Genomic DNA, 23,194 nt, shown 5'->3' on the forward strand with positions numbered 1-23,194 from the left:
GTCCGGCTGGCGGGCGACGGTTCGTCACGGCTGGGTCTCGGCGGAGATCGAGCTCGCCGCCGGCCGCGCCGAGGAGGCCGTCACCCACGCCGGACCGGCCGCCGAACTCGCCGCGGAGTCGGGCTCGGTCCGGCACCGGATCAAGTCCGACCTGGTCCTGGGCGCGGCACTCGGCGCGCGCGGCGACCGGACCGGGGCGGCGAAGATCGTCGGGCCGGCCCTCGACGACGCGGACGACCTGGGGCTGTTGTCCCTGGTGTGGCCTGGAGCGTTGATCATGGCCGGCTTGGCCGCCGATCGAGAGGATCGGCTTTGTCAGTGGGCCGCAGTAGCCTTACGGAGCGTGTTGCGTCGGGCCGACCCGGTTGGTCGCCGGCTGGCCGAACGCTCCGCGTGGGTGCCGCGTCTCACTGGCCCAACTGGGTGACGGGGCGCGTACGGACATCTGGGCGAACTGGTCGGAAGAATTACCACCAGATCGTGTCAAGGTTCGCCCCGAAGCGTCCGATAGGGAGGAGTACGTCACTCGGCTGCAGGAAGGAGTCCCCGTGACGACGGTCTTGATTTGCGACGACCGCCGCGGCGTTCGGGAAGGCTTGACCCGTGTCATGTCCGCGGTTCCAGGGGTTAGTCGCATCGACTGCGTAGCGCACGGTGACGAGCTGCTCGCCAGATTCTCCCGAGCTCCGGTCGATGTCGTACTGGTCGGCACGCAGCGTGCTGTGCCGACGGGGGTCGAGGCGACCCGCCGGCTGGTGTCCGCGAACCCGCAGGCCAATGTGATCGTCTTCGGCGCCCCCGACGACGCCAGCAGCATCGCGGCCGCGATCGCCGGTGGTGCCCGCGGCTACCTGCGCTGGGACGCCTCGCGCCCCGAGCTGGTAGCCGCCCTGGCGCACACGCTCGCGAGCACCTCGGTGCCCGCGCCGCGGCAGCCGTCCGACCCCGGCGTCCAGCTCACCGATCGCGAGCTGCAGGTGCTCCGTGGCATGGCGATGGGCAAGAGCAACGGTCAGATCGGCCGCGAGCTCTACCTGTCCGAGGACACGGTGAAGACCCACGCCCGCCGGCTGTTCCGCAAGCTCGGTGTGCGCGACCGCGCCCAGGCCGTGGCCCACGGCTTCCGGCGGGGCCTCGTCGCCTGACCCAACCGCACGAAGCGAACCGAACGACGCCCCCCGCGCGCCACGCGGGACGGCGTCGTTCAGCGCGTTCTGGACAAGTTCTCGGATGAGCGGTAGACCTCTTCGTAGAGGTCTCGTCACTGAGAGATACGACCTCGTGTCTCTCACCAGCACGTACTGGGCTTGTTTGTGTCGCGCGGTACGGTGGGTGACACCTGCGTGAGGGGCCAGCACCGCTCTCACGAGCTGTGCCGTTGGACTGACCGTACCTGCACGTAACACTGAGGCTGCTCGCTGCGATGACCACATTGGGGGACGGACTGGACGCATCAGTTGGTGCTGCCGTCGAGGGCGATCCACGCGCCATTGACCGGGTGCTTGCGTCCATCCGGCCCTTAGTCGTGCGGTACTGCCGTGCGCGTGTGGGAAGGCAGGAGCGTTCGTTCGCTTCGGCAGACGACGTCGCACAGGAGGTGTGTCTCGCGGTGCTAACGGCATTGCCCAGCTACCGCGACCAGGGGCGACCATTCCTGGCGTTCGTGTACGGCATCGCCGCGCACAAGGTCGCCGACGCCCATCGGGCGGCCGGACGTAACCGAATCGAGCCGGTGGCCGACGTTCCAGATGAACCGGAGACCGCAGCCGGTCCGGAGCAGCGCGCCATGCAGGCAGACCTGAGCCGCCGTATGAGCGACCTGCTGGATGTACTACCCGACAAGCAACGTGACATCGTGTTGCTCCGGGTCGTGGTGGGACTCTCGGCCGAGGAGACCGCAGAGGCGGTCGGCTCGACACCGGGAGCCGTCCGGGTGGCACAGCATCGTGCGCTTGCTCGGCTACGGAAGACGTTGTCCGCGGAGGAGGTGGTCTGAATGGGTGATCGGAGAAGTCACGGCGAGCCGGACATCGACCTGACACAGGCCGACACTTCCGAGTTCGACCTCTCGCACGTCCACTCCGACGACGAGTATCTCGACCTGCTCAGCGGCGCGAACCTCGACGATCCCGGCGATGTCCCCGGCGACCAGCTGAGCGAGCTGCTCATGTCGTGGCGCCGCGACATCGAGACCGAGCCCATCGAAGACCTCGTCGACGAGAAGCTCGCCGCCGTCACCGTGCAGGCGGCCCGGCTGCGCCGCAAGCGGCGCCCGCGCCTGCTCGTGCCCGTCGCCGCCGCGGCCGCCGTGCTGGCGATCGCGTTCGCCGGCGTCGGTCTCGCCGCCCGCGACGCCCAGCCGGGTGACACGCTGTGGGCGCTGACCAAGGTGCTCTACTCCGACCACGCCCGTTCGGTGGAGGCCGCCGCGGAGGTCAAGGCCGACCTGCGCGAGGCACAGGCCGCGCTGAGCGACGGCGATCTCGACGAGGCGAAGTCCAAGCTGGAGGATGCGCACGCCCAGCTGGGCACGGTGTCCAGCGAGGATGGTCTGAAGGCCCTCGAGAAGCAGCATGCGCAGCTGCTGGCGCAGCTGCCGGGCAACCCGTCCGGCGAGGCGCCGCAGCCGCCGCAGCCGAACCCGACGACCGTGCCGGATCCGGACCCGGGCAGCGGGAGCGGCACGGACACCGGCACCGAAGTGCCGACCAACCCGGACACGAGCGAGAGCCTGCCGCCGGACGAGACGACCGACCCGCCGGAGGAGACGACCGACCCGCCGCCGACGTCGACGGAGGAGTCGCGCAGCGAGGACCCGCCGCCCGGTGGGGAGCCGGCCGCGCCGGGAGGCGGAGAGCCCGCGGGAGCGCAGTCGGTGCCCGGCCAGACGGCCGGCGCGGAGGGCGAGCCGGTCGGCTGAGACCGGCCGTTCGAGAGCTAGGCTTGCGCACATGATCGCAGGTCACGTGTACAGCCAAGCTCCGCGCTGCGCGGAGTGCGGCGGCCGTGCCCTGCTGATCGAGGAGGCCGCGCAGGCCCTCGCGAAGGAGTCACTCGGCCGCCTGGTAGCCCAGAGATGCCCCTTCGAAGACGGCTGGCACGTCCACGCCCCCTCGAAGGAGTCCGACTAGCGCGTCATGGCTTCCGGGGTTCCGTCACCGCCACGCCGGAACATCGAACTCAGGCGTCGTCGTATCTCGTCGGCGGGATACGGGCGTCCGTACTTGTCGTACAGGTTCGCGGCTTCCTGCCAGCAATTAACGGCCTCGGTGGTGTTTCCGGTGTGGTGCAGGGCCGTCGCGAGCGTGTCGAGTGGCTGCGCGACCGTTTCGCCGAGGTTGCCCGTGACACGACCGAGGCTGATCGCCTGCTGACACAGGTCGATCACCTTGCGGTACTCGCCGAGTCCGAGCCATGCGCGGGCGAGCAGGTGCAAGGCAAAGGGTTCGCCGTAAAGGTCGCCGGCTCGTCGTCGGAGTTCCAGACTGCGTTCGCCGCATTCGAGAGCCTCTTGATAGTGCCCAAGGCCGATGTACGCCTGCGTCATATTTCCCTCGAGTACCGCTTCGAGGCGTCCGGTGTCGACACCTCGGCTCAGGGGCAGCGCTTCTCGGAGGTAGGTATTTGCGTCGTCGAACCGTTCCTTCTTCAACCACAAGCAGGCGAAGCCGTTGAGTGCCCACGCATGACGTAGATGATCCCCGAGCGCTCGGCTCGTTGCCAGCGCCTGTTGGATATCGATTTCGGCCGCATCCCAACTGCGCATCTCGATATGTGTGTCTCCCCGTCGGGCGTGGAAGAATGACTCCGCGCTGCGGTCCCCGCAATCTTGTGCCGCTGCTATTCCGCAGCTGTCAACCTCGATGATTTCGTCCCAGCTGCCCGTTAAGTACAGGAATCGCATGCTGTCAGCGAACTGGAGGACGTGCCGATGCATTCCCCGGCGGGCGGCGTCGCGCAGTGCCGCGAGTAGGTTGGCTCGTTCGGATTCCAGCCAGTCCAGTGCCGCAGGACGATCGAGAGTCACTTTGGGATAGTCGACAGGAGCTGCGAGTTGCTGCGGTAGCCGCGGGTTCGCGATGTACACGAGCTCATCGCAGATACGGGCGGTATGGGCATACCAGTCGAGTAGATTTCGTACTGCGCTGGCGCGGACGTCATCGTGATCGAAATGGTGTGCTTGATCGGTGGCGTAGGCGCGTAGCAGGTCATGAAATCGATATCGCATTCGGGCGGCTCGTTCGATGAGATGTGCGCTTGCCAGGTCATCGAGCAATCCACGGGCCGCCGCCCCGTCCAGCCCGGCGACAGCGGCCGCAGCGGGTATGGAGAGGTCAGGGCCAGGATGCAGGCCGAGGCGTCGGAAGAGTTGCGCGTGCTCGGCGGGAAGCCGTTGGTAGGACCAGTCGAACACCGTCCGAACCGCCGCTCGCTCATCGCCACCACGACTCAGGACATCCAGTCGGTCGTGTTCGTCGGCTAGTTCGGCAACGACCTCGCCGACTGTCGTGTGCGGGTTGGTGGCCACTCTGCCAGCAGCGATGCGCAGCGCCAGCGGCAGCCGCGCGCAGAGCGAGATCAAGTCCGCGACCGCCTCGGGTTCGGTCTTGGCACGCGTGGAGCCGATGATTCCGGTCACGAGGGCGAGCGCTTCGGCTGGAGCGAGCAGGTCGAGGGTGAGGCGATGGGCGGCCTCGGTGACAACGAGGCCGGTGAGGCTGTCTCGGCTGGTCACCAGGACCATGCAGCCGCCGGCTCCCGGCAGCAGCGGGCGGACTTGATCGGCGCTGTTGGCGTTGTCGAGCACGATCAACATCCGCCGCTCGCCCAACAACGAGCGATACAACGCGGCTTGCGCGTCCACGCCGATCGGCATTTGTTCGGCGGGCGTACCCAGTGCACGCAAGAACCCGTCGAGTACTTCGCCGGGCGTGGCGGACTCGCCGGGTCCGTAGCCGCGCAGGTTGATGTGCAGAGTGCCATCGGGAAAGTGATTCTGCATTCGGTGCGCCCAGTGCACCGCCAACGTGGTCTTCCCGATTCCCGCTGTGCCGTCGACTGCTGAAATGACGACCGAGCGCGTCGGCTCGCTGCTGGACTGGGTTGGGATGAGTGTGTCGAGGGCGGCGAGATGCTCGGCCCGGCCCGTGAAGTCTCGCACCGCAAGTGGCAGTTGTCGTGGCGTCACCCACGGTCGGGGTTCACTGTTGCCCGCCAAAGTCGTGGGTGGGTAGGGATGGTCGGGCAGAGCGATCCAGGCGGAGGTGTTGGTCTCCTTCTGGGACAGCGAAACCAGGCGATACGTATCGGGCTTTGCCTCAGGGTGGTGGCGAACGATGTCCTCGAAGAACCAGTCGGACGTAATCATCGCCAGCACGCCCGGTGAGGTGGCGAGCGCGGCTTTGACTGGTTCGGCGTCGATCAGACGGAACGCGAGGTTGAGCGCCGCCGACGTGACGCCGTGGTCGTCGTAGTGGACATTTCCAGCGTGCAGAGCCATTCGCAGACGGAACTGCTCGACGTCGGCGTGGATGGCATTGTGTGCCTGCAGGGCAGCGACCAGTGTCGGTGGCAATGATTCGACCAACACCGTCTTCGCCGACGATTCGGGGACGAGGATGAACATCCCGTCGCCGCGATCTTCTCGATAACAGTCTGCCCATGGCACGCCGACGGTGTCGAACGTCGTGCGCACCACCCGGTAGAGCCCGTCGCGAACAGCGAGCTGGTTGAGGTTCGTACGCCGTCGGTCCCCGAACCCCTCCACATCCACGACGACGATCGTGTGATGCTTCGCCTCGTGCTCCTGCCGCATCAGCCCAACCTCCGACAAAGGCCATTGTGCCGGGGAATCGGGCTAGGCGGGCACCGAGAAAGAGTTAGTTGTTCTGCGGGGTGAGGGCCGGCTTGGCGGTCGCGGTTACGCCGTCCGTGAAGCCGCGGCAGTACTCCCATGACACGTACGCCGCCGGGTTAGGGTCGAAGGCCGGCTCGTGGGGGCGCATTCGGCCGTCGTTGAGTAGCTGTTCCAGGGAGGCTCGCAGCAGGGCCCAGTCGTGGTAGTGCGGCTCCTGGCATTCGGCACAGTCGACCACCACCCCGCGGACAGCGCGTTGTTCCAGCAGGGCCTGGTACACGCCGAGGTCACGCAGGTCGGCCAACAACTCGGCTCGCTCCTGCGCGGTCACCGGGCCCTCTTCGGGCTCGTCGGGGCCGTCGAGCGCCCGGGCGGGGTCGTTCGGGTCGCCGGCGAACGGATCCGGGGGCATCGCTTCTTCCCTCACGAACCCGCACGGTACCTGGCCGACGCCCCCGGCCGGTACCAGGCCGACTCCACAACCAGTCCAGATACCATGGGATATCGGTGTCCAACCTGCGCAAACGGAAGGCACACATGTCCACCCCTGAGGGAGTCCCGGCCAAGTTCGCCACGCTCGGGCTGACGTTCGACGACGTGCTGCTGCAGCCGTCCGAATCAGACGTCGTGCCTAGCGAGGTGGACACCAGCACCCGGCTGACCCGCAACGTCACGCTGCGGATCCCGCTGGTCAGTGCCGCCATGGACACCGTCACCGAGGCCCGCATGGCCATCGCCATGGCGCGGCAGGGCGGGATGGGCATCCTGCAGCGCAACCTGCCCATCGAGGAGCACGCGCGCCAAGCCGAAACGGTCAAACGCTCCGAAGCCGGCATGGTCACCGACCCGGTCACCTGCCTGCCCACCGACACGCTGGCCGAGGTCGACGCGCTCTGCGCCCGCTACCGCATCTCCGGCGTGCCGGTCACCGACGCCCAGGGCACCCTCGTCGGCATCATCACCAACCGCGACATGCGCTTCGAGGTCGACCACACGAAGCAGGTCAGCGAGGTCATGACCCAGGGCCCGCTGGTCACCGCCCAGGTCGGGGTCGCCGCGGACGTCGCGCTCGGGCTGCTGCGCCGGCACAAGGTCGAGAAGCTGCCGATCGTCGACAACGCCGGCAAGCTGCGCGGGCTGATCACCGTCAAGGACTTCGTCAAGACCGAGCAGTACCCCAACGCCACCAAGGACCCCGACGGCCGGCTGATCTGCGGCGCGGCGGTCGGCGTCGGCGACGACGCCTACAAGCGCGCGATGACCCTGGTCGAGGCCGGCGTCGACGTCCTCATGGTCGACACCGCCCACGGCCACTCCCGCGGCGTGCTCGACATGGTCGCGAGCCTCAAGAAGGAACTGGGCGACGTGGTCGACGTCGTCGGCGGCAACGTGGCCACCCGGGCCGGCGCACAAGCACTGGTCGACGCCGGCGCGGACGGCGTGAAGGTCGGCGTCGGGCCCGGCTCGATCTGCACCACCCGCGTCGTGGCCGGCGTCGGCGTTCCGCAGATCACCGCGATCTACCAGGCCGACCTCGCCTGCCGCCCGGCCGGCGTGCCGGTCATCGGCGACGGCGGCATCCAGTACTCCGGCGACATCGCCAAGGCCATCGCGGCCGGCGCCTCCGCGGTCATGCTCGGCAGCCTGCTCGCGGGCACCGCCGAGTCGCCCGGCGAGGTCGTCCTGGTCGCCGGCAAGCAGTTCAAGACCTACCGCGGCATGGGCTCGCTGTCCGCGATGCAGTCCCGCGGCGAGGGCCGGTCGTACTCGAAGGACCGCTACTTCCAGGACGACGTGCTCAGCGAGGACAAGCTCGTGCCGGAGGGCGTGGAGGGCCGGATCCCCTTCCGCGGCCCGCTTTCCCAGGTCGTCCACCAGCTGGTCGGCGGCCTGCGGTCGGGCATGGGCTACACGGGTTCGCGGACGATCGCCGAGCTGCAGAACGCCCAGCTCGTGCGGATCACCGCGGCCGGGCTCAAGGAGAGCCACCCGCACGACGTGACCATGACCGTCGAGGCGCCCAACTACACAACGCGCTGACGCGCGCCCCACGGAAGGGACATCCCAGTGCCGGATGTTGTCGAGATCGGCATGGGCCGGGACGCGCGGCGCGCGTACGGGCTGGACGAGGTGCAGATCGTCCCGTCGCGGCGGACCCGTTCGTCCCAGGACGTGTCCACCGCGTGGCAGATCGACGCCTACCGCTTCGACATCCCGCTGGTCACCCACCCGACGGACGCGGTCGTCTCGCCGACCACCGCGGTCGCGGTCGGCGGGCTCGGCGGGCTGGGCGTGCTCAACGCCGAGGGCCTGTGGGCCCGGCACCCGAACGTCGAGGAGGCGCTCGCCCGGGTTCAGGAGGCCGCTGACGACGCCGACCTCACCGCGCTCACCCGGATCCTGCAGGAGCTGCATGCCGCGCCGATCCGCCCGGAGCTGATCGTCGAGTCGATCAAGAAGGTCACCGCGGCCGGGGTCACCGCGGCCGCGCGGGTCAGCCCGCAGCGGGCCGCCGAGCTCACGCCGGACCTGCTCGCCGCGGGCGTGGAGATCCTGGTCGTGCAGGGCACGATCGTCTCCGCCGAGCACGTGGCCAAGGGCGGCGAGCCGCTCAACCTCAAGTCGTTCATCGCCGAGCTCGACGTGCCGGTGGTCGCCGGCGGCGTGCACGACTACCGCACCGCCATGCATCTCATGCGCACCGGCGCGGCCGGCGTGCTCGTCGGCTACGGGTCGAGCCCGGTCACCACGACCGACGCCGTGCTCGGCATCGGCGTGCCGATGGCCACCGCGATCGTCGACGCGGCCGCCGCGCGGCGGGACTACCTCGACGAGACCGGCGGCCGGTACGTGCACGTGATCGCCGACGGCGGGGTCGAGTGCAGCGGCGACCTCGCGAAGTCGATCGCCTGCGGCGCCGACGCGGTGATGCTGGGTGCCCCGCTCGCGTCCGCCGCCGAGGCGCCCGGCCAGGGCCTGTACTGGACGGCCGCGGCCGCGCACCCGTCGCTGCCGCGCAGCCGGGTCGCGCCGGTCGCCGGCGATGAGGACCTCGTCGACCTGCGCACGCTCCTGTTCGGCCCGTCCTCGGACGCCGAGGGCCTGATCAACCTGTTCGGCGCACTGCGCCGGGCGATGGCGAAGACGGGCTACTCCGATCTCAAGGAGTTCCAGAAGGTCGGCCTGACGGTGCGCGGATGACCAAGCGGGCGGCGGTCGCCGAGTCCGGCGAGATGGCTCTGGTCGAGCTGGCCGACGGCGACAAGGAGAAGCTGGACGAGCTCGACGACGGTGCGTTCGAGACCGACGAGGACGAGCGGCCGGCGCTGTTCGAGCCCGACGTGCACCGGCTCGGCGTGGCCCAGGGCGGCGAGCTGGTCGGGACCGTCAGCTGGCACGGACTGGCCTACGGGCGCGGGCGCAACTGCTCGGCCTGGAACGTCGGGATGGGGCTGCTGCCGACGGCGCGCGGCCGGGGCGTGGGCGTGCTGGCGCTGCGGATGCTCGTCGGGTACCTGCTGGCCTCGACCGATGTGGACCGCATCGAGGCGAGCACCGACGTGGACAACGTCGCGGCGCAGCGGGTGCTCAAGAAGGGCGGCTTCCGCCTCGAGGGCGTGCTGCGCGGCGCGCAGTTCCGCGGCGGCGAGCGGCGGGACATGGTCCAGTACGGCCTGCTGCGCTCGGACCTGGTGCCGCCGCCGGAAAACGTCGAGCGGACGATCGTGGTCGCCCGCGACGGGGTGGCGCTGGCCGAGCCGGTCGCCGGCGAGAAGGAGAAGTTCTTCGTCGACGCGGCCGGCGACTTCGAGGTCGACAAGGACGACCGGCCGCGGTTGGCGGCGGCGGCGCGCTCGACGCTGCTGAGCGTGCTCGACGAGACGACCGGCGAGCTGCTCGGCGGCGTCAGCTGGCATGCGGTCGACTACGGCGGGACGGTGGGCTGCACCGCGTGGAACATCGGCATCGGCCTGCTGCCGGGGGTGCGGGGCCGCGGCGTGGGCACGATCGCGCAGCGGCTGCTGGCCGAGCACCTGTTCGCGACGACGCCGCTGGACCGCGTCGAGGCGGGCACGGACGTGGACAACATCGCCGAGCAGAAGGCGCTGGAGCGGGCGGGCTTCCGCCGGGAGGGCGTTCTGCGCGGCACTCAGCTGCGCGGCGGTGTGCGGCGCGACCTGGTGCACTACGGGCTGCTGCGTACTGACCAGTAGCTAACGCGGGCGCGGCCGACTAGCGTCGCCTGCATGGACTACGACGTAGTGGTTGTCGGCTCCGGGTTCGGGGGCAGCGTGGCGGCGCTGCGGCTGACCGAGAAGGGCTACCGGGTCGCGGTGGTCGAGGCCGGGCGGCGCTTCGCCGACGACGAGTTCGCCGACACCTCCTGGAACCTGCGCAAGTACCTGTGGGCGCCGGCGCTCGGCTGCTACGGGATCCAGCGCATCCACCTGCTCAAGGACGTCATGATCCTCGCCGGCGCGGGTGTGGGCGGTGGCTCGCTGGTGTACGCGAACACGCTTTACCGGCCGCTCAAGCCCTTCTACGCGGACCGGCAGTGGGCGCACATCACCGACTGGGAGGCCGAGCTCGCGCCGCACTACGACCAGGCTTCGAAGATGTTCGGCGTCGTCACGAATCCTTCCGTGACCCCGTCCGACGAGGTCATGCAGAAGGTCGCCGCGGACATGGGCGTGCCGGAGACCTACCACCCGACGCCGGTCGGCGTGTACTTCGGCAAGCCGGCCGAGACCGTGCCGGACCCGTTCTTCGGCGGCGTCGGGCCGGCGCGGACCGGCTGCACGGAGTGCGGCTCGTGCATGACCGGCTGCCGGGTCGGGGCGAAGAACACGCTGGTCAAGAACTACCTGTACCTAGCGGAACAGGCCGGCGCGAAGGTCCTGCCGCTGACCACCGTGACCTCGGTGCGCCCGCTCGACGGCGGGTTCGAGGTCGGCCTGCGGCGGACCGGCAGGCGGGCCCGCGCGACGATCACCGCCGGCCAGGTCGTGCTCGCGGCCGGGACGTGGGGGACGCAGCGGCTGCTGCACTCGATGCGCGACTCCGGTGTGCTGCCGGACCTGTCGCCGCGGCTGGGGGAGCTGACCCGGACGAACTCCGAGTCGATCATCGGCGCGGCGCGCGGTTCGGTCGATCCGTCGCGGGACTTCAGCCGGGGCGTGGCGATCACGTCGTCGATCCATCCCGACGAGATCACCCACATCGAGCCGGTCCGTTACGGGCGCGGCTCGAACGCGATGGGCCTGCTCCAGACGATCGCCACGGACGGCGCCTCGTCGGTGCCGCGCTGGGTCCAGGCGGTGCGGTTCATGTTCCGCCACCCGGTCCAGTCCGCGCGGTTGCTGAAGGTGCACCGGTGGAGCGAGCGGACGGTGATCCTGCTGGTGATGCAGAGCCTGGACAACTCGATCACCACGTACACGCGGCGCGGCCTGTTCGGCCGGCGGCGGTACACCTCGCGCCAGGGCCACGGCGAGCCGAACCCGACGTTCATCCAGGCCGGCTACGACGCGAACCAGTTGGCGGCCAAGCACATCGGCGGCCACGCCGGCGGCACGTGGGGCGAGGTCTTCAACGTCCCGCTGACCGCGCACTTCATCGGCGGCTGCCCGATCGGCTCTTCCTCCTCCTCGGGTGTGATCGACCCGTATCACCGGGTGTACGGGTATCCAGGACTGTCCGTTGTGGACGGGTCGGCCATCACGGCGAATCTTGGCGTGAACCCTTCGTTGACCATCACCGCTCAGGCCGAGCGGGCTTTTTCCTTCTGGCCCAACAACGGTTCTGTCGACCCGCGTCCGGCGCAGGACGCGCCGTACTCGCGGCTGGACCCGGTGGCGCCGGCCGACCCGGCGGTGCCGGCGGACGCGCCGGCCGCGCTGTTCATCTCGCCCGCGCCGACCCGAAACGCGGAGCGGTTCTCGCAGTGAGTTGAACTCTACTTAGGGGCTAGGTAGAGTAGGACCATGGCTCCTCGGATGACTCTGCCTACGCAGCGGGTGCTGCGCGAGCTGATGGCCGACCCCACGCGGCCGATGTACGGGTTGGAGTTGTGTGCCGCGGCCGGCCTGCCCAGCGGGACCATTCACCCGATCTTGGCTCGGCTGGAGCGGTTCGGCTGGCTGGAGAGCCACTGGGAAGAGGTCGACCCGCACGAGAAGGGGCGGCCTCGGCGGCGGTACTACCGGCTCGATCCCAACAGCGTCGCCGCCGTGCGGTCGGCGTTGGAGCGCGCGGAGGCCGGTGCGGCGGCGTTGCGGTCGATGCGGCCCGGGCTCGCCGGGGGTGCCTGATGCCGCCGTTCTACTCCAATCCGCCGGACCCGCTGAACGAGCGGCTCCGGATCGCGCTGGAGCGCGCGAGGACGACGGTGAACAACAAGGAGGTGACGGCCTGGTATTTCCACCTGACCCGACGTAGGTACAACCTCCGGCCCCACCGCGAGCGGGTTGGATCGCTCATCTGGTCCCTCGGCCGGTTGGCGGTGAGTCCCACGGACGCACGAATGGTCATGGCGAAAAGGTCAGTGTCGAATCTGTGTCGGGACCTCGGCATTCCCCTTCCTGGCGATGGTGTCGAATCACCGCGGCGGGCGTCGGCGTGGTTGACGGGGTGTGCGGCGCGGATGCTGCCGGTGTCGAGTCGGGCGCGGTACCGGGAGGAGTTCGAGGCCGAGCTGATCGAGATCGGTCGGGGGTGGCGGCAGTTCGGCCATGGCGTGCGGGTGCTGGGGCGGGCGGTTCCGCTGCGGTGGGAGCTTCGACGGCCGGCGCGGGAGCGTGCCCGGTGAGCCCGCCCACGCGGCGCCCCGCGAAAGACCGCCAACGCGTTGCCGGAAGTCGTGGTCGGCGCTGGGCGCGCCGATCGGTGTGGCGGGCGCAACGGCTGCGAGGCCTCCCCGACCGGGAAGCGTTCTCCGAAGCGGAGTGGCCCAACCTGCCCCTCGACGAGGAACTGGACGAACTCGTGCGGTCGTACCTGACCACGCGCTCGGCCATGGTGGGCGCGTCGCGGCCGTCCGGTTCGCCGGTGCGGCTGGTATCGGTGCGGCTGGTGTCGGCGGCGGCGCGGATCATCCCGGTCGCCGAGCGGGCGCGGTATCGGGAGGAGTTCGAGGCCGAGTTGGTGGAGCTGGCCGGCGCGGGACGGCTTCGGCGGCTCCGCCACGCCGTGCGGGTCCTGGTTCGGGCTGTTCCGTTGCGGTGGGAGCTGCGACGGCGGCTGCGGGGGCGTGCCCGGTGAGCCCGCCCGCGAAACCCAACCCCGCTGGGGCGCTCTGCTACATCCTCGACGACGAGGCGCGCACGCGTCGGCTGAAGTCGTTGCTGTTGCCGATCTCCCTCATCGGGCTCGCGTTGGCGATCTATCCGCCGGCGGCCGCTGGTGTCGGGGCTGGTGTGGCGGCGCTCTGGGCGTGGCAGGGTAGGCGGCGTGGCTAAAGCGTTCGCGTCCAGTGGGGATACCGAGGCCAAGGCGGAGACCTTCGTCGAGCTTGCCGGCGGGGTCTACGCGCTCACCGCGGAAGGGGACCCCAACGTCGGGGCCATCGAGGGGGACGACTTCCTCGTCTGCTTCGAGGCCCGAGCCACGCCGGTCGCCGCGCGGAGGTGGTTGCGCCAACTCCGGGAGCGGACCGACAAGCCGGTGCGCTACCTCGTCCTCAGTCACTACCACGCGGTGCGCGTGCTCGGGGCCAGCGCGTTCGACGCCCAAGAGATCATCACCCATGAGCGGACCAGAGAGCTCATCGCGGAGCGTGGGCAGGCCGACTGGGAGTCGGAGTTCGGGCGGATGCCTCGGTTGTTCGAGGAGCCGGACTCCATCCCGGGGCTCACCCGGCCGACCCTGACCTTCAGCGACCGCATGGTCATTCCGTTGGGCAACGGCAGGGACCTGGTGCTGCAGTACTGCGGGCGCGGGCACACCGCCGGTGACATCGTCGCCTGGCTGCCCCAGGAGCGGATCCTCTTCGCCGGTGACCTCGTCGAGGCGCAGGCCGCCCTCTACACCGGGGACGCCTTCCACGACGACTGGACATCCTCCACTTTGGACAACGTGGCGGCCCTGAACGCCGAGGCGCTCGTCGGCGGGCGCGGAGCGGTCGCACAGGGAGCGGGCGCGGTCGAGGCGGCCATCGCGCAGAGTCGGCACTTTCTCGACGAGCTGCGACGCACCGTCGGCGACGTGCACGGCAAGAAAGGCACGCTCGCGGAGGCGTTCCAAGCGGCGCACGCGGCACTGGTAGACGACTTCGGCGGCTGGCCGATCTTCGAGCACTGCCTGCCCTTCAACGTCCAGCGCTACTGGGACGAGCTCGACGGCATCGACTGGCCCCGCATCTGGACCGCCGAGCGCGACCGCGAGGTCTGGGCCGCGCTGCAGGACCAGTGATGGAACCCGTCCTCATCGCCGGGGCCGGGCCCGTCGGCCTGACCGGCGCGCTCCTGTTGGCCCGGCACGGTGTCCCGACCGTCGTGCTCGAAAGAACCGAAGCGCGCGCCGCCGAGGGCAGTCGCTCCATCTGTGTGCAGCGCGACGTCCTCGACATCCTCGAACGCGTCGGGCTCGGCGCCCAGGTCGCCGACGTCGGCGTCACCTGGACCCGCGGCCGCACCTACTACCGCGAGGAACAGGTCCTCGAGATCACCTTCCCGGAGGTCGGCGACTCGGCCTTCCCGCCGTTCGTCAACACTCCGCAGTCCATTGTGGAGCTACTGCTCGACCAGCGGGTGAGCCAGGAGCCGCTCGTCGACGTCCGCTGGGGGCACGAGGTCACCGGCGTCGAGCAGGACGACGACGGGGTCACGGTCACCACCACGCGCGGGACCGTGCGCGGCACGCACCTGCTCGCCGCCGACGGCGCCCGCTCGGCCACGCGCCAACTGCTCGGGCTGCCGTTCGACGGAGTGACCTTTGTGGACAAGTTCCTCATCGCCGACATCCGCGCCGAGCTGGGTTTCGCCGTGCCGGAGCGGCGGTTCTTCTTCGACCCCGTCTGGAACCCCGGCCGGCAGGTCCTCCTGCACCCGCAGCCGGGCGGCGTCTGGCGCATCGACTGGCAGGTGCCCGACGACTTCGACCTCGCCGCCGAGCGCGCCGGCGGCGGGCTGGACAAGCGAATCCGCGCGGTCGTCGGCGACCGGGACTACGAGACCATCTGGCTCTCCGTCTACCGCTTCCACCAGCGCCGCGTGCCGCGGATGCGGGTCGGTCGGGTGCTGCTCGCCGGGGACGCCGCGCACGCCATGAGCCCGTTCGGCGCGCGCGGGCTCAACTCCGGGATCGCCGACGCCGACAACGCCGCCTGGAAGATCGCCCTCGACCGCGCCGGCCGCGGCGGGCCCGAACTGCTCGAGTCCTACGACGCCGAGCGCGGCGCCGCCGCCGAGGAGAACCTGCGGATCACCGGGGACACCATGCGCTTCCTCGTGCCGCAGAACGACGCGGAGCGCGCCCACCGCGTCGACGTGCTCAGCTGCGCGGTCGACGATCCCGACGCCCGCACCGAGATCGACTCCGGCAAGCTCGCCGAGCCCTTCTGGTACCTCGACTCGCCGCTCACCACCACGCCGCCCGACACCTACGTGCGCTTTCCGACCGAGCCGGGCGTCGCGCGGCCGCCGGTGCCGGGCGTGCTGTGCCCGGACGGCCGGCTCGACAGCGGCAGGCGGCTGCGTGAGCTGGCCGGGCCGCGGTTCGTGGCGCTGACGTACTGGTGCCGGTGGCGGCCCGCCGACGACTGGGAGCGCGAGCTGGTCGGGCGGCCGGTCGTGCTCGACCACGAGGAGGACGACCAGCTGGCCAAGGCCCTGCGACTCTCGCCGCGGAGGGTTCTGCTGGTGCGGCCGGACGGGCACATCGCGGCCCGGATCGCGGAGCCGGAGTCGGGACCCGTCGGGCCGCTGGTCACCGAGGCGCTGCGGCGGGCGACCGGGTGGGGATCAGCCGGGTAGGTCGAAGGCGCCGGATCGGGCGGCGGCGACCAGTGCGGTGATGCCGGGGGACTCGAAGGTCAGGATGGGACCGGGGAGGTTCTTGGAGTCACGCACAGCCGAAGGTGTCAGCTCCACGCAGTCCGTCTGATCCGATTGGGAACTCTTCCGCCATGCCGTAAATGGCGAGCTCATCGCGCTCCTTGTGTGGCCGCCCGAGGGCCCTTGCCAACTCGGCAAGCCAGGCGCGGGACTGTCCCTCGTCCAGCGCAACCCTGTCCAGGTCAGCCACGATACGCCGGTAGCCGGCGATGGTTTCCTTCTGTTCGAGGAACGCAACGGAGTTCAGATTCTCGATGAAGACGACCGGGTTCAGCTCAGTGAACTCCATGAGCTTGAACGGCATCCGGCCGCCGTGGAGGCCGGATGCATCGGGCACCACACGAACCGAGACGTATGGCCGCACCATGATGCGCAGCAGGTGGTGAACCTGGTCGGACATGATCTCCTCACCAGGCCCGGTGCGGGTCACCATGTGCTCGTCGATGAAGAACCGGAACCTGGTTGGATTCGCGCCGTCGATGATCTCTTGCCGCCTTAGCCGCAGCTCCATTCGATCGTCGATCTCTGAGTGGGGGATCAACGGGTTGGAGTGCAGCAGGGCGCGTATGTAGCTCTCGGTCTGCAACAGGCCCGGCACGATCGCGGACTCGAACTGGGTCATGGAGATGGCAGCGTCTTCGTAGTCGCTCAGGGTGGTGAGCTGTGAGGGGAGGCGTTCGCCGAACTCCAGCCACCAGCTGGGTTCGTAGCTGTCGCGGGTGAGGCGTATCAGGGCATCGCGCTTCGGGCCGGTGATGCCGCATATCGCCAGGAAGGCGGCGATGTCCTCGGAGCTGGCGCCACGCTTGCCACTGAGCAGCCGGCTGATCTTGCTGGGGGACCAGCCGAGCAGCTCCGCCAGCTCGCGGCCGATCAGTCCCTTCGCCGCCGCCGCCCGCGATAGCGCCAGGCCGAGTTCTCGCGAACGCACTGTCGGCTCGTGGTCATGCATTGCGCACTCCTTGTCACTTGTGTGGTTGATTCGGCCACGTTAGAACGGTTTCGTGCGGGTCAATGCATCCCGCGCGGGGAGTTCACACAGACGGACTGGGGATGCCAGTGGGCCAACAGGTCACCAGGAGATCGCTGCTCCGCGCGGCGGCGGCGGGTGCGGTCGGGGTCGCCGCCGGGTGCACGAGCGAGGTGGGCTCGCCGCGGCCGGCGCCGGCGACTTCGACGGCGTCATCGAGCCGGCCGGCCGAGCCGCCGGACTGGGCCGCGCTGCGCAAGAAGCTGCGCGGTGGCCTCGTGCTGCCCGCCGACGACGGCTACGCGGCCGCGGCGCAGGTGTACAACCCGCTGTTCGACGGGCGCCGGCCCGCCGCGATCGCGCGGTGCGAGCGGCCCGAGGACGTGCAGGCATGCGTGGAGGCCGCCGCGGCGGCGCGGTTCCCGATCGCCGCACGGTCGGGCGGGCACAGCTACGCCGGCTACAGCAACCAGGACGAGGCGTTGATCGTCGACCTGGGCCCGATGTCCGCTGTGAACCCTCGCGGGCCTCGTGCGGAGATCGGCGCGGGGGCGCGGCTGATCGACGTGTACGCGGGGCTCAGCGTCGAGGGGCGCTGTGTTCCGGCCGGGTCGTGCCCGAGCGTGGGGATCGCGGGGTTGACGCTGGGCGGCGGGATCGGCGTGCTGTCCCGGAAGTACGGCCTGACGTGCGACCTGCTGGAGTCGGCGCAGGTGGTGAAGGCGGACGGGTCGCTGGTGACCGCGTCGTTGGAGTCCGAGCCGGACCTGTTCTGGGCGCTGCGCGGCGGGGGCGGCGGGAACTTCGGGATCGTCACGTCGTTCACGTTCAACACCGTGGTGGCGCCTGCGCTGACGGTGTTCGCGCTGCGGTTCCCGGCCGGCTCGGCGGCGGACGTCGTCGAGGCGTGGCAGAACTGGGCCGACGGCGTGGCGGAGATGTGGTCGAACTGCGTGGTGTCGGCGGGCTCGCCGCCGTCGGTCCGCGTCGGCGGCTGCTTCGTCGGCAGCCCGGAGCTGTGCCGGATCCACCTGAACCGTTTCTTCGCCCTGGCACCGGCGCCGACGTCGGAGCTGGTCACCGCGAAGTCCTATTTGGACACGATGCGGCACTTCGCCGGGTGCTCGGACCGCAGCGTCGAGCAGTGCCGGCCGGCCGCCCAGGGTGGGGAGCTGGACCGGTCGTCGTTCGTGGCGTCGTCCCGGATCCTGGCGAAGCCGGTGAGCGACCCGGCGGCGCTGGTCTCCTTGCTGGACGGGCGAAGCGAGCTCGACCTGATGCTCGACTCGCTGGGCGGCGAGGTGTCGTTCACGAGGCCGGAGCAGACCGCGTTCCCGCACCGCGACGCGCTGGCGAGTGTGCAGATCTACGCGAACGCGACGGCCGGCCGCCAGTCCGCGACCCGGCAGGTGCGCGAGGTCCTCGAGAGCCTGGGCAGGTTGGCCGGCCAGCTCGGGTACGTCAACTACATCGACCCGAACATGCCGAACTGGGAAAGCGCCTACTACGGCGGCAACATCTCCCGCCTGCAGGACATCGCCGCCCGCTACGACCCGGACGGCGTGTTCGCCTTCGCCCAGGGGATCAAACCCCGCTAGCTAACTAGGATTTCTCACTGTGACGGTGAAATCGGGGGCGCACGTCTGTGACTTCTGCTCGAAGTCCGACGAGCAGGTCAAGACCATGATCTACAGCCTGGAAGAGCGAATGGAGGGCGGCTACGACATCTGCGACGAATGCATCGTCGTCTGCCTGGAGATCCTGCGCGAACGCGAGGACACCGAGCTGGACGCGCGGATCGACGCCGCGTTGAAGGTGCCGAGCCCGGTGTTCGAGCAGCAGCCGGACGTCGAGCCCCTGCATCGCCACTGCTTCTATGTCGGCCCCTTCCAGGAGCCGTTCGACACCATCTACCGCAGCCGGGTGAAGCCGGCCGTCACCGCGCTCGGCTGCAGCATCATTCGGGCCGACGAGATCTTCGGAACCGGCGTCGTCATAGACGACGTGTGGAACGGGATCGTCGCCTCCTCGCTCGTCATCGCCGATCTGACGGGGAAGAACCCGAACGTCATGTACGAGATAGGTATGGCGCACACGATCGGCCGGCCGGTGCTCATGCTCAGTCAGTACGCCGAGGACATCCCCTTCGACCTCCGGCACCGGCGCGCCATCATCTACGACAACACGCCCTCCGGCTTGGCCACATTGGCCACCAGGCTCGCGAAGACCGTCCGGGCGGTGCTGAAGATCGAGGACCGCCCCGCCCAGCCGGGTCGGTTGCGAACTCCCAGAGCGTGGGGCCGGTGAGCACGACGATCCGCTCGCACGGCCGAGGCGGTCAGTGCTGCCAGACGAAGATGCAGAACGGATGGCCGTCCGGATCGGCGTAGACGCGCAACGGTTCCTCGGGATTGTCGGCGGCGTCGCGCAGTAGCTTTCCGCCGAGGCGGAGCACCCGTTGATGCTGGACGTCCATCTCCTCGACCGACAGCACCGTCATGTCGAGGTGCAGTTGCTGCGGCACCTCGTCGTCCGGCCACGTCGAGCGCCGCAGCCGATCGACCTGCTGGATCGCCAGCTGCGGCCCGCCCGAGTTGCGCAGCACCAGCCAGTCGCGGCCGGCCTCGTCGTCCTCGCCCTGCGCCGGCGGCTCGTGGCCCGGCCGGTAGTGAAGTCCCAGCAGCTGCCGGTAGAACTCCGCCAAAGCCCGGGCGTCGGTGGTGTCCAGCACGGTCTGCCGCAACACCGGCACGGGCTCGGTCACAGCTCGAGGCCGGTGAGCACCATGACCCGTTCCTCGGTGAGGTCGTTCATCGCGCTGCGGATGCCCTCGCGGCCGAAGCCGGAGCCCTTGACGCCGCCGTAAGGCATCTGGTCCGCGCGGAACGATGGCACGTCGCCGACGATCACGCCGCCCACGTCCAGCTCCGCGCGGGCGCGGAAGGCCGTCTGCACGTCGCGGGTGAACACGCCGGCCTGCAGGCCGTACTGCGAGTCGTTGACCTGAGTGAAGGCGTCGTCGATGCCGTCGGTCACGGACACCACGAGCACCGGGCCGAAGACCTCCTCCGTCCACACCTTCGCGTCGTGCGGGACCTCGGCGAGCACGGTCGGCGAGACCGTCGCGCCGTCGCGCTTGCCGCCGGCGAGCAGCTTGCCGCCGGCCGACACGGCCTCGTCGACCCAGGCCGCGACGCGCTCGGCGGCCGACTCGTCGACCAGCGGGCCGACCTCGACGTCGGGGTCGTGCGGGTCGCCGGTGCGCAGCGCGTTGACGGCGTCGAGCAGCTTGGGCAGGAAAGTGTCCGCCACAGCCTTGTCGACCAGCACCCGCTGCACGGCGATGCAGGACTGCCCGGCCTGGTAGTTGCCGAAGGTCGCGATGCGCTTGGCGGCGAAGTCGAGGTCGGGCCAGTCGGCGCAGACGACCGCGGCGCCGTTGCCGCCGAGTTCGAGGACGACCTGCTTGCGTGGCGCGCTGTCCATGATCGACCAGCCGACGGGGCCGGAGCCGGTGAACGACACCACCGGCAGCCGCGGGTCCTGGACCAGGGCGACCGTCTCCTCGTTACCGACTGCCAGCACCGAGAACGCGCCCTCGGGCAGATCGGTCTCGGCCAGCAGCTCACCGAGCAGCAGCGCCGAGAGCGGCGTGCGCGGCGCCGGCTTGGCGATGATCGGCGCGCCGGCCGCGATGGCCGGGGCGATCTTGTGCGCCACCAGGTTCAGCGGGAAGTTGAACGGCGCGATGCCGAGCACGGGCCCGCGCGCCACCCGGCGCACCACGGCCATCCGGCCCTCGGCGGTCGGGTCGGTGTCCAACCGCTGCAGCTCGCCGGAGAAGCGGCGGGCCTCCTCGGCGGCCCAGCGGAACGTCGACACGCAGCGGCTCACCTCGATGGTCGCCCACTTGAGCGGTTTGCCGTTCTCCGCGGTGATCATCTCCGCGACCTCGTCCGCCCGCGCGGCGAGCGAGCGCGAGACGTGGTCGAGGGCGGCCGCGCGGACGTGCGCGGGAGTCGTGCGGAACGGCAGGGTCGCGGCCTGCGCGGCGGCGACCGCGCGCTCGACCTGCTCGGCGCTGGGCACGCAGACCGTCGCGATCTCGTTCCCGTCGTAGGGATGCGTCACGCTGAGCGTCTGGTCGCTCTGCTCCGCGCGTCCGGCCACGTAGACGGGCCGAGGGGTCGGCAGGTGCGGCTCTGTCGCGTTCATGCCCTCCACCGTAGTTCCCCAGGCCCGTGACATGCTTCCCCCGTGAAGGAACACCAGCACAGACCCGTTCTCGTGGTCGACTTCGGCGCGCAGTACGCCCAGCTCATCGCCCGGCGGATCCGGGAGGTTCAGGTGTACTCGGAGGTCGTGCCGCACACGGACTCCGTGGCCTCGATGCTGGCGCGGGACCCGCTCGCGATCGTCCTGTCGGGCGGGCCGTCGTCGGTGTACGCCGAGGACGCGCCGGCCGTCGACCCGGCGCTGTTCGAGGCCGGGGTGCCGGTGTTCGGCATCTGCTACGGGTTCCAGGCGATGGCGCGGGCGTTGGGCGGGGAGGTCGCGCACACCGGGACGCGGGAGTACGGGCGGACCGTGCTGGCCGCTGACGGCGGCCTGCTGCACGCCGACCTGCCGGCGCGGCATCCGGTGTGGATGTCGCATGGGGACTCGGTGACGGCCGCGCCGCCCGGGTTCGCGGTCACCGCCGGGTCGGCCGGCACGCCGGTCGCGGCGTTCGAATCCGTGTCGCGCCGGCTCGCGGGGGTGCAGTACCACCCGGAGGTGGCGCACTCCCCGCACGGACAAGAGGTGCTGCGGCGGTTCCTGCACGACATCGCCGGGCTGCGTCCTTCGTGGACGATCGCGTCCATTGTGGACGAACAGGTCTCGCGGATCCGTGCCGCGATCGGGCCAACCGGGCGGGCGATCTGCGGGCTGTCCGGCGGGGTGGACTCGGCGGTGGCGGCGGCGCTCGTGCAGCGGGCCATCGGGGACCGGCTGACGTGTGTGTTCGTCGACCACGGGCTGCTGCGTGCCGGCGAGCGCGGGCAGGTGGAGCGGGACTACGTGGCGGCGACCGGGGTCAAGCTGGTCACCGTCGACGCGCAGGACCGGTTCCTTGACGCGCTGGCCGGCGTGACGGACCCGGAGCAGAAGCGGAAGATCATCGGGCGTGAGTTCATCCGGGTGTTCGAGGAGGCCGAGCGTTCCCTGGCCTCCACCGGAGTCGAGTTCCTGGTGCAGGGCACGCTGTATCCCGACGTGGTCGAGTCGGGCGGCGGCACCGGGGCGGCGAACATCAAGAGCCACCACAACGTCGGCGGGCTGCCGGACGATCTGGCGTTCACGCTCGTGGAGCCGCTGCGGGAGCTGTTCAAGGACGAGGTGCGGCGGGTCGGCCTGGAGCTGGGTCTGCCGGAGACGATCGTGCACCGCCAGCCGTTCCCCGGGCCGGGCCTGGGCATCCGGATCATCGGTTCGGTGACTGCGGCCCGGCTCGAGATCCTGCGGTCGGCCGACTCGATCGCCCGCGAGGAGCTGACCGCGGCCGGGCTCGATCGAGACATCTGGCAGTGCCCGGTGGTACTGCTCGCGGACGTACACAGCGTGGGCGTACAGGGCGACTTCCGGACGTACGGGCACCCGGTCGTGCTGCGCCCGGTCTCGTCGGAGGACGCCATGACCGCCGACTGGACCCGCCTGCCCTACGACGTTCTGGAGCGCATCTCGACCCGCATCACGAACGAGGTCCCGGACGTGAACCGAGTGGTCCTGGACGTCACGTCAAAGCCCCCCGGCACGATCGAATGGGAATGAACCGGGCACGGCTGGGGCCGCGGCCGCGGCGCACGATAGGCGCCGTCGCCTCGTGGGTCGTCGGGATCTTCGTCGCGGCGGTGCTCGCGCGTGCCATGATCACCGGCTCGTTGCCGGTGCTCGGCGGCGGTGCCGGGCTGCTCGTGCTGGCCGCGTGGGCGCTGCTGTGGTGGCGCTACCGGCAGCGGGGCGTGTACGTGAGCATGACGACGGTGTGGGTGTGCCGCGTCTTCGGCACCAGTCAGTTCCCGCTCGCCTCGGTGATCGACATCGCCACGGTCCCGTCCGGCAAGGAGGGCGACGGCATCCGGCGGCTGGTGCTGCGCGCGGAGGGCGGGCAGCGCGCCGTCGCCCCGCTGCGCGGCTACGCCCGCGGGCACGACGACCCGTCCGGGCCGCTGGACGTGTTGCCGGCGGCGGAGTTCGACCGGCTGCTCGAGGACCTGCGCCTGCGCGCCGCGGTCGCACCGGCGACCGAATAGGCGGCCGGCATGGACCGAGGGC

Annotated in this window: 23 protein-coding genes and 1 pseudogene; 18 read left to right on the forward strand and 6 right to left on the reverse strand. The window is 70.3% G+C overall.

Going from position 1 to position 23,194, the window contains the following annotated elements; translation table 11 throughout:
* From ACRDSK_RS14230 to ACRDSK_RS14250, 5 genes and pseudogenes are all read left to right on the forward strand, one after another.
* Window positions 1–427, forward strand: a pseudogene (locus ACRDSK_RS14230) (hypothetical protein); the annotation flags it as partial.
* A 121-nt stretch (window positions 428–548) separates the two neighbouring features.
* On the forward strand, window positions 549–1,145 hold the full coding sequence (locus tag ACRDSK_RS14235; protein WP_431441159.1) for a response regulator transcription factor: 597 nt from the start codon (window positions 549–551) through the stop codon (window positions 1,143–1,145).
* Window positions 1,146–1,423: 278 nt separating this feature from the next.
* Window positions 1,424–1,996 carry a sigma-70 family RNA polymerase sigma factor gene (locus tag ACRDSK_RS14240; protein ID WP_431441161.1) on the forward strand — a complete coding sequence of 191 codons (573 nt, stop codon included), beginning with the start codon at window positions 1,424–1,426 and terminating at the stop codon, window positions 1,994–1,996.
* Window positions 1,997–2,920: an anti-sigma-D factor RsdA gene (locus ACRDSK_RS14245; protein WP_431441162.1), complete on the forward strand. Its 924-nt coding sequence runs from the start codon at window positions 1,997–1,999 to the stop codon at window positions 2,918–2,920.
* 31 nt (window positions 2,921–2,951) lie between these two features.
* Entirely contained in the window at window positions 2,952–3,131 is a 180-nt protein-coding gene (locus ACRDSK_RS14250) for a hypothetical protein (RefSeq protein WP_431441165.1), read from the forward strand.
* On the opposite strand, the gene ACRDSK_RS14255 is transcribed toward ACRDSK_RS14250, so the two are convergent.
* Both ACRDSK_RS14255 and ACRDSK_RS14260 read right to left on the reverse strand, forming a co-directional pair.
* Window positions 3,128–5,815 (reverse strand): ATP-binding protein, encoded by a 2,688-nt coding sequence (locus ACRDSK_RS14255; protein WP_431441168.1) that lies wholly within the window; start codon window positions 5,813–5,815, stop codon window positions 3,128–3,130. The two genes, ACRDSK_RS14250 and ACRDSK_RS14255, sit on opposite strands and share 4 nt — an antisense overlap.
* Window positions 5,816–5,879: 64 nt before the next feature.
* Complete coding sequence (locus ACRDSK_RS14260) at window positions 5,880–6,269, reverse strand: DUF5319 domain-containing protein (protein WP_431441212.1); 390 nt, start codon at window positions 6,267–6,269, stop codon at window positions 5,880–5,882.
* A gap of 125 nt (window positions 6,270–6,394) precedes the next feature.
* On the opposite strand from ACRDSK_RS14260, the gene guaB reads away from it, so the two are divergent.
* The 9 genes from guaB to ACRDSK_RS14305 all read left to right on the forward strand — a co-directional run bounded on the left by guaB (window position 6,395) and on the right by ACRDSK_RS14305 (window position 15,828).
* Window positions 6,395–7,897 (forward strand): IMP dehydrogenase, encoded by a 1,503-nt coding sequence (guaB, locus tag ACRDSK_RS14265; RefSeq protein WP_431441170.1) that lies wholly within the window; start codon window positions 6,395–6,397, stop codon window positions 7,895–7,897.
* Between the two features lie 27 nt (window positions 7,898–7,924).
* Window positions 7,925–9,058, forward strand: coding sequence for a GuaB3 family IMP dehydrogenase-related protein (locus tag ACRDSK_RS14270; RefSeq protein WP_431441172.1), 1,134 nt, complete (start codon window positions 7,925–7,927; stop codon window positions 9,056–9,058).
* Window positions 9,055–10,071 (forward strand): GNAT family N-acetyltransferase, encoded by a 1,017-nt coding sequence (locus ACRDSK_RS14275; protein WP_431441174.1) that lies wholly within the window; start codon window positions 9,055–9,057, stop codon window positions 10,069–10,071. Before ACRDSK_RS14270 ends, ACRDSK_RS14275 begins: the two co-directional genes overlap by 4 nt.
* A gap of 33 nt (window positions 10,072–10,104) precedes the next feature.
* Window positions 10,105–11,805 carry an FAD-dependent oxidoreductase gene (locus ACRDSK_RS14280; protein ID WP_431441176.1) on the forward strand — a complete coding sequence of 567 codons (1,701 nt, stop codon included), beginning with the start codon at window positions 10,105–10,107 and terminating at the stop codon, window positions 11,803–11,805.
* Window positions 11,806–11,853: 48 nt separating this feature from the next.
* The gene (locus tag ACRDSK_RS14285) at window positions 11,854–12,168 is read left to right on the forward strand and encodes a PadR family transcriptional regulator (RefSeq protein WP_431441178.1); all 315 of its coding nucleotides are present in this window, start codon (window positions 11,854–11,856) and stop codon (window positions 12,166–12,168) included.
* Window positions 12,168–12,665 carry a hypothetical protein gene (locus ACRDSK_RS14290; RefSeq protein WP_431441180.1) on the forward strand — a complete coding sequence of 166 codons (498 nt, stop codon included), beginning with the start codon at window positions 12,168–12,170 and terminating at the stop codon, window positions 12,663–12,665. The genes ACRDSK_RS14285 and ACRDSK_RS14290 overlap by 1 nt, the downstream gene beginning before the upstream one ends.
* A 77-nt stretch (window positions 12,666–12,742) precedes the next feature.
* Window positions 12,743–13,117, forward strand: a complete 375-nt coding sequence (locus ACRDSK_RS14295) for a hypothetical protein (RefSeq protein WP_431441182.1) — start codon at window positions 12,743–12,745, stop codon at window positions 13,115–13,117.
* 189 nt (window positions 13,118–13,306) lie between these two features.
* Window positions 13,307–14,266 (forward strand): MBL fold metallo-hydrolase, encoded by a 960-nt coding sequence (locus tag ACRDSK_RS14300; protein WP_431441184.1) that lies wholly within the window; start codon window positions 13,307–13,309, stop codon window positions 14,264–14,266.
* On the forward strand, window positions 14,266–15,828 hold the full coding sequence (locus ACRDSK_RS14305; RefSeq protein WP_431441186.1) for an FAD-dependent monooxygenase: 1,563 nt from the start codon (window positions 14,266–14,268) through the stop codon (window positions 15,826–15,828). The genes ACRDSK_RS14300 and ACRDSK_RS14305 overlap by 1 nt, the downstream gene beginning before the upstream one ends.
* Here ACRDSK_RS14305 and ACRDSK_RS14310 read toward each other — a convergent pair.
* Window positions 15,817–15,924, reverse strand: a complete 108-nt coding sequence (locus tag ACRDSK_RS14310) for a DUF397 domain-containing protein (protein WP_431441187.1) — start codon at window positions 15,922–15,924, stop codon at window positions 15,817–15,819. The two genes, ACRDSK_RS14305 and ACRDSK_RS14310, sit on opposite strands and share 12 nt — an antisense overlap.
* Window positions 15,917–16,861 (reverse strand): helix-turn-helix domain-containing protein, encoded by a 945-nt coding sequence (locus ACRDSK_RS14315; protein ID WP_431441189.1) that lies wholly within the window; start codon window positions 16,859–16,861, stop codon window positions 15,917–15,919. Before ACRDSK_RS14315 ends, ACRDSK_RS14310 begins: the two co-directional genes overlap by 8 nt.
* Before the next feature lie 101 nt (window positions 16,862–16,962).
* Between ACRDSK_RS14315 and ACRDSK_RS14320 the strand changes: the two genes are divergently transcribed.
* On the forward strand, window positions 16,963–18,477 hold the full coding sequence (locus tag ACRDSK_RS14320; RefSeq protein WP_431441190.1) for an FAD-binding oxidoreductase: 1,515 nt from the start codon (window positions 16,963–16,965) through the stop codon (window positions 18,475–18,477).
* A gap of 19 nt (window positions 18,478–18,496) precedes the next feature.
* The gene (locus ACRDSK_RS14325) at window positions 18,497–19,186 is read left to right on the forward strand and encodes a ClpX C4-type zinc finger protein (RefSeq protein WP_431441192.1); all 690 of its coding nucleotides are present in this window, start codon (window positions 18,497–18,499) and stop codon (window positions 19,184–19,186) included.
* Between the two features lie 31 nt (window positions 19,187–19,217).
* On the opposite strand, the gene ACRDSK_RS14330 is transcribed toward ACRDSK_RS14325, so the two are convergent.
* Window positions 19,218–19,643, reverse strand: coding sequence for a VOC family protein (locus ACRDSK_RS14330; RefSeq protein ID WP_431441194.1), 426 nt, complete (start codon window positions 19,641–19,643; stop codon window positions 19,218–19,220).
* Window positions 19,640–21,094, reverse strand: a complete 1,455-nt coding sequence (locus ACRDSK_RS14335) for an aldehyde dehydrogenase family protein (protein WP_431441196.1) — start codon at window positions 21,092–21,094, stop codon at window positions 19,640–19,642. The genes ACRDSK_RS14330 and ACRDSK_RS14335 overlap by 4 nt, the downstream gene beginning before the upstream one ends.
* Window positions 21,095–21,136: 42 nt before the next feature.
* Between ACRDSK_RS14335 and guaA the strand changes: the two genes are divergently transcribed.
* Together guaA and ACRDSK_RS14345 are read left to right on the forward strand one after the other, a co-directional pair.
* Complete coding sequence (gene guaA / locus ACRDSK_RS14340; protein WP_431441198.1) at window positions 21,137–22,690, forward strand: glutamine-hydrolyzing GMP synthase; 1,554 nt, start codon at window positions 21,137–21,139, stop codon at window positions 22,688–22,690.
* The gene (locus ACRDSK_RS14345; protein WP_431441200.1) at window positions 22,687–23,172 is read left to right on the forward strand and encodes a hypothetical protein; all 486 of its coding nucleotides are present in this window, start codon (window positions 22,687–22,689) and stop codon (window positions 23,170–23,172) included. Before guaA ends, ACRDSK_RS14345 begins: the two co-directional genes overlap by 4 nt.
* Window positions 23,173–23,194 lie beyond the last annotated feature (22 nt).

This window comes from Actinophytocola sp. (assembly GCF_050699915.1).
Lineage (GTDB): Bacteria > Actinomycetota > Actinomycetes > Mycobacteriales > Pseudonocardiaceae > Actinophytocola.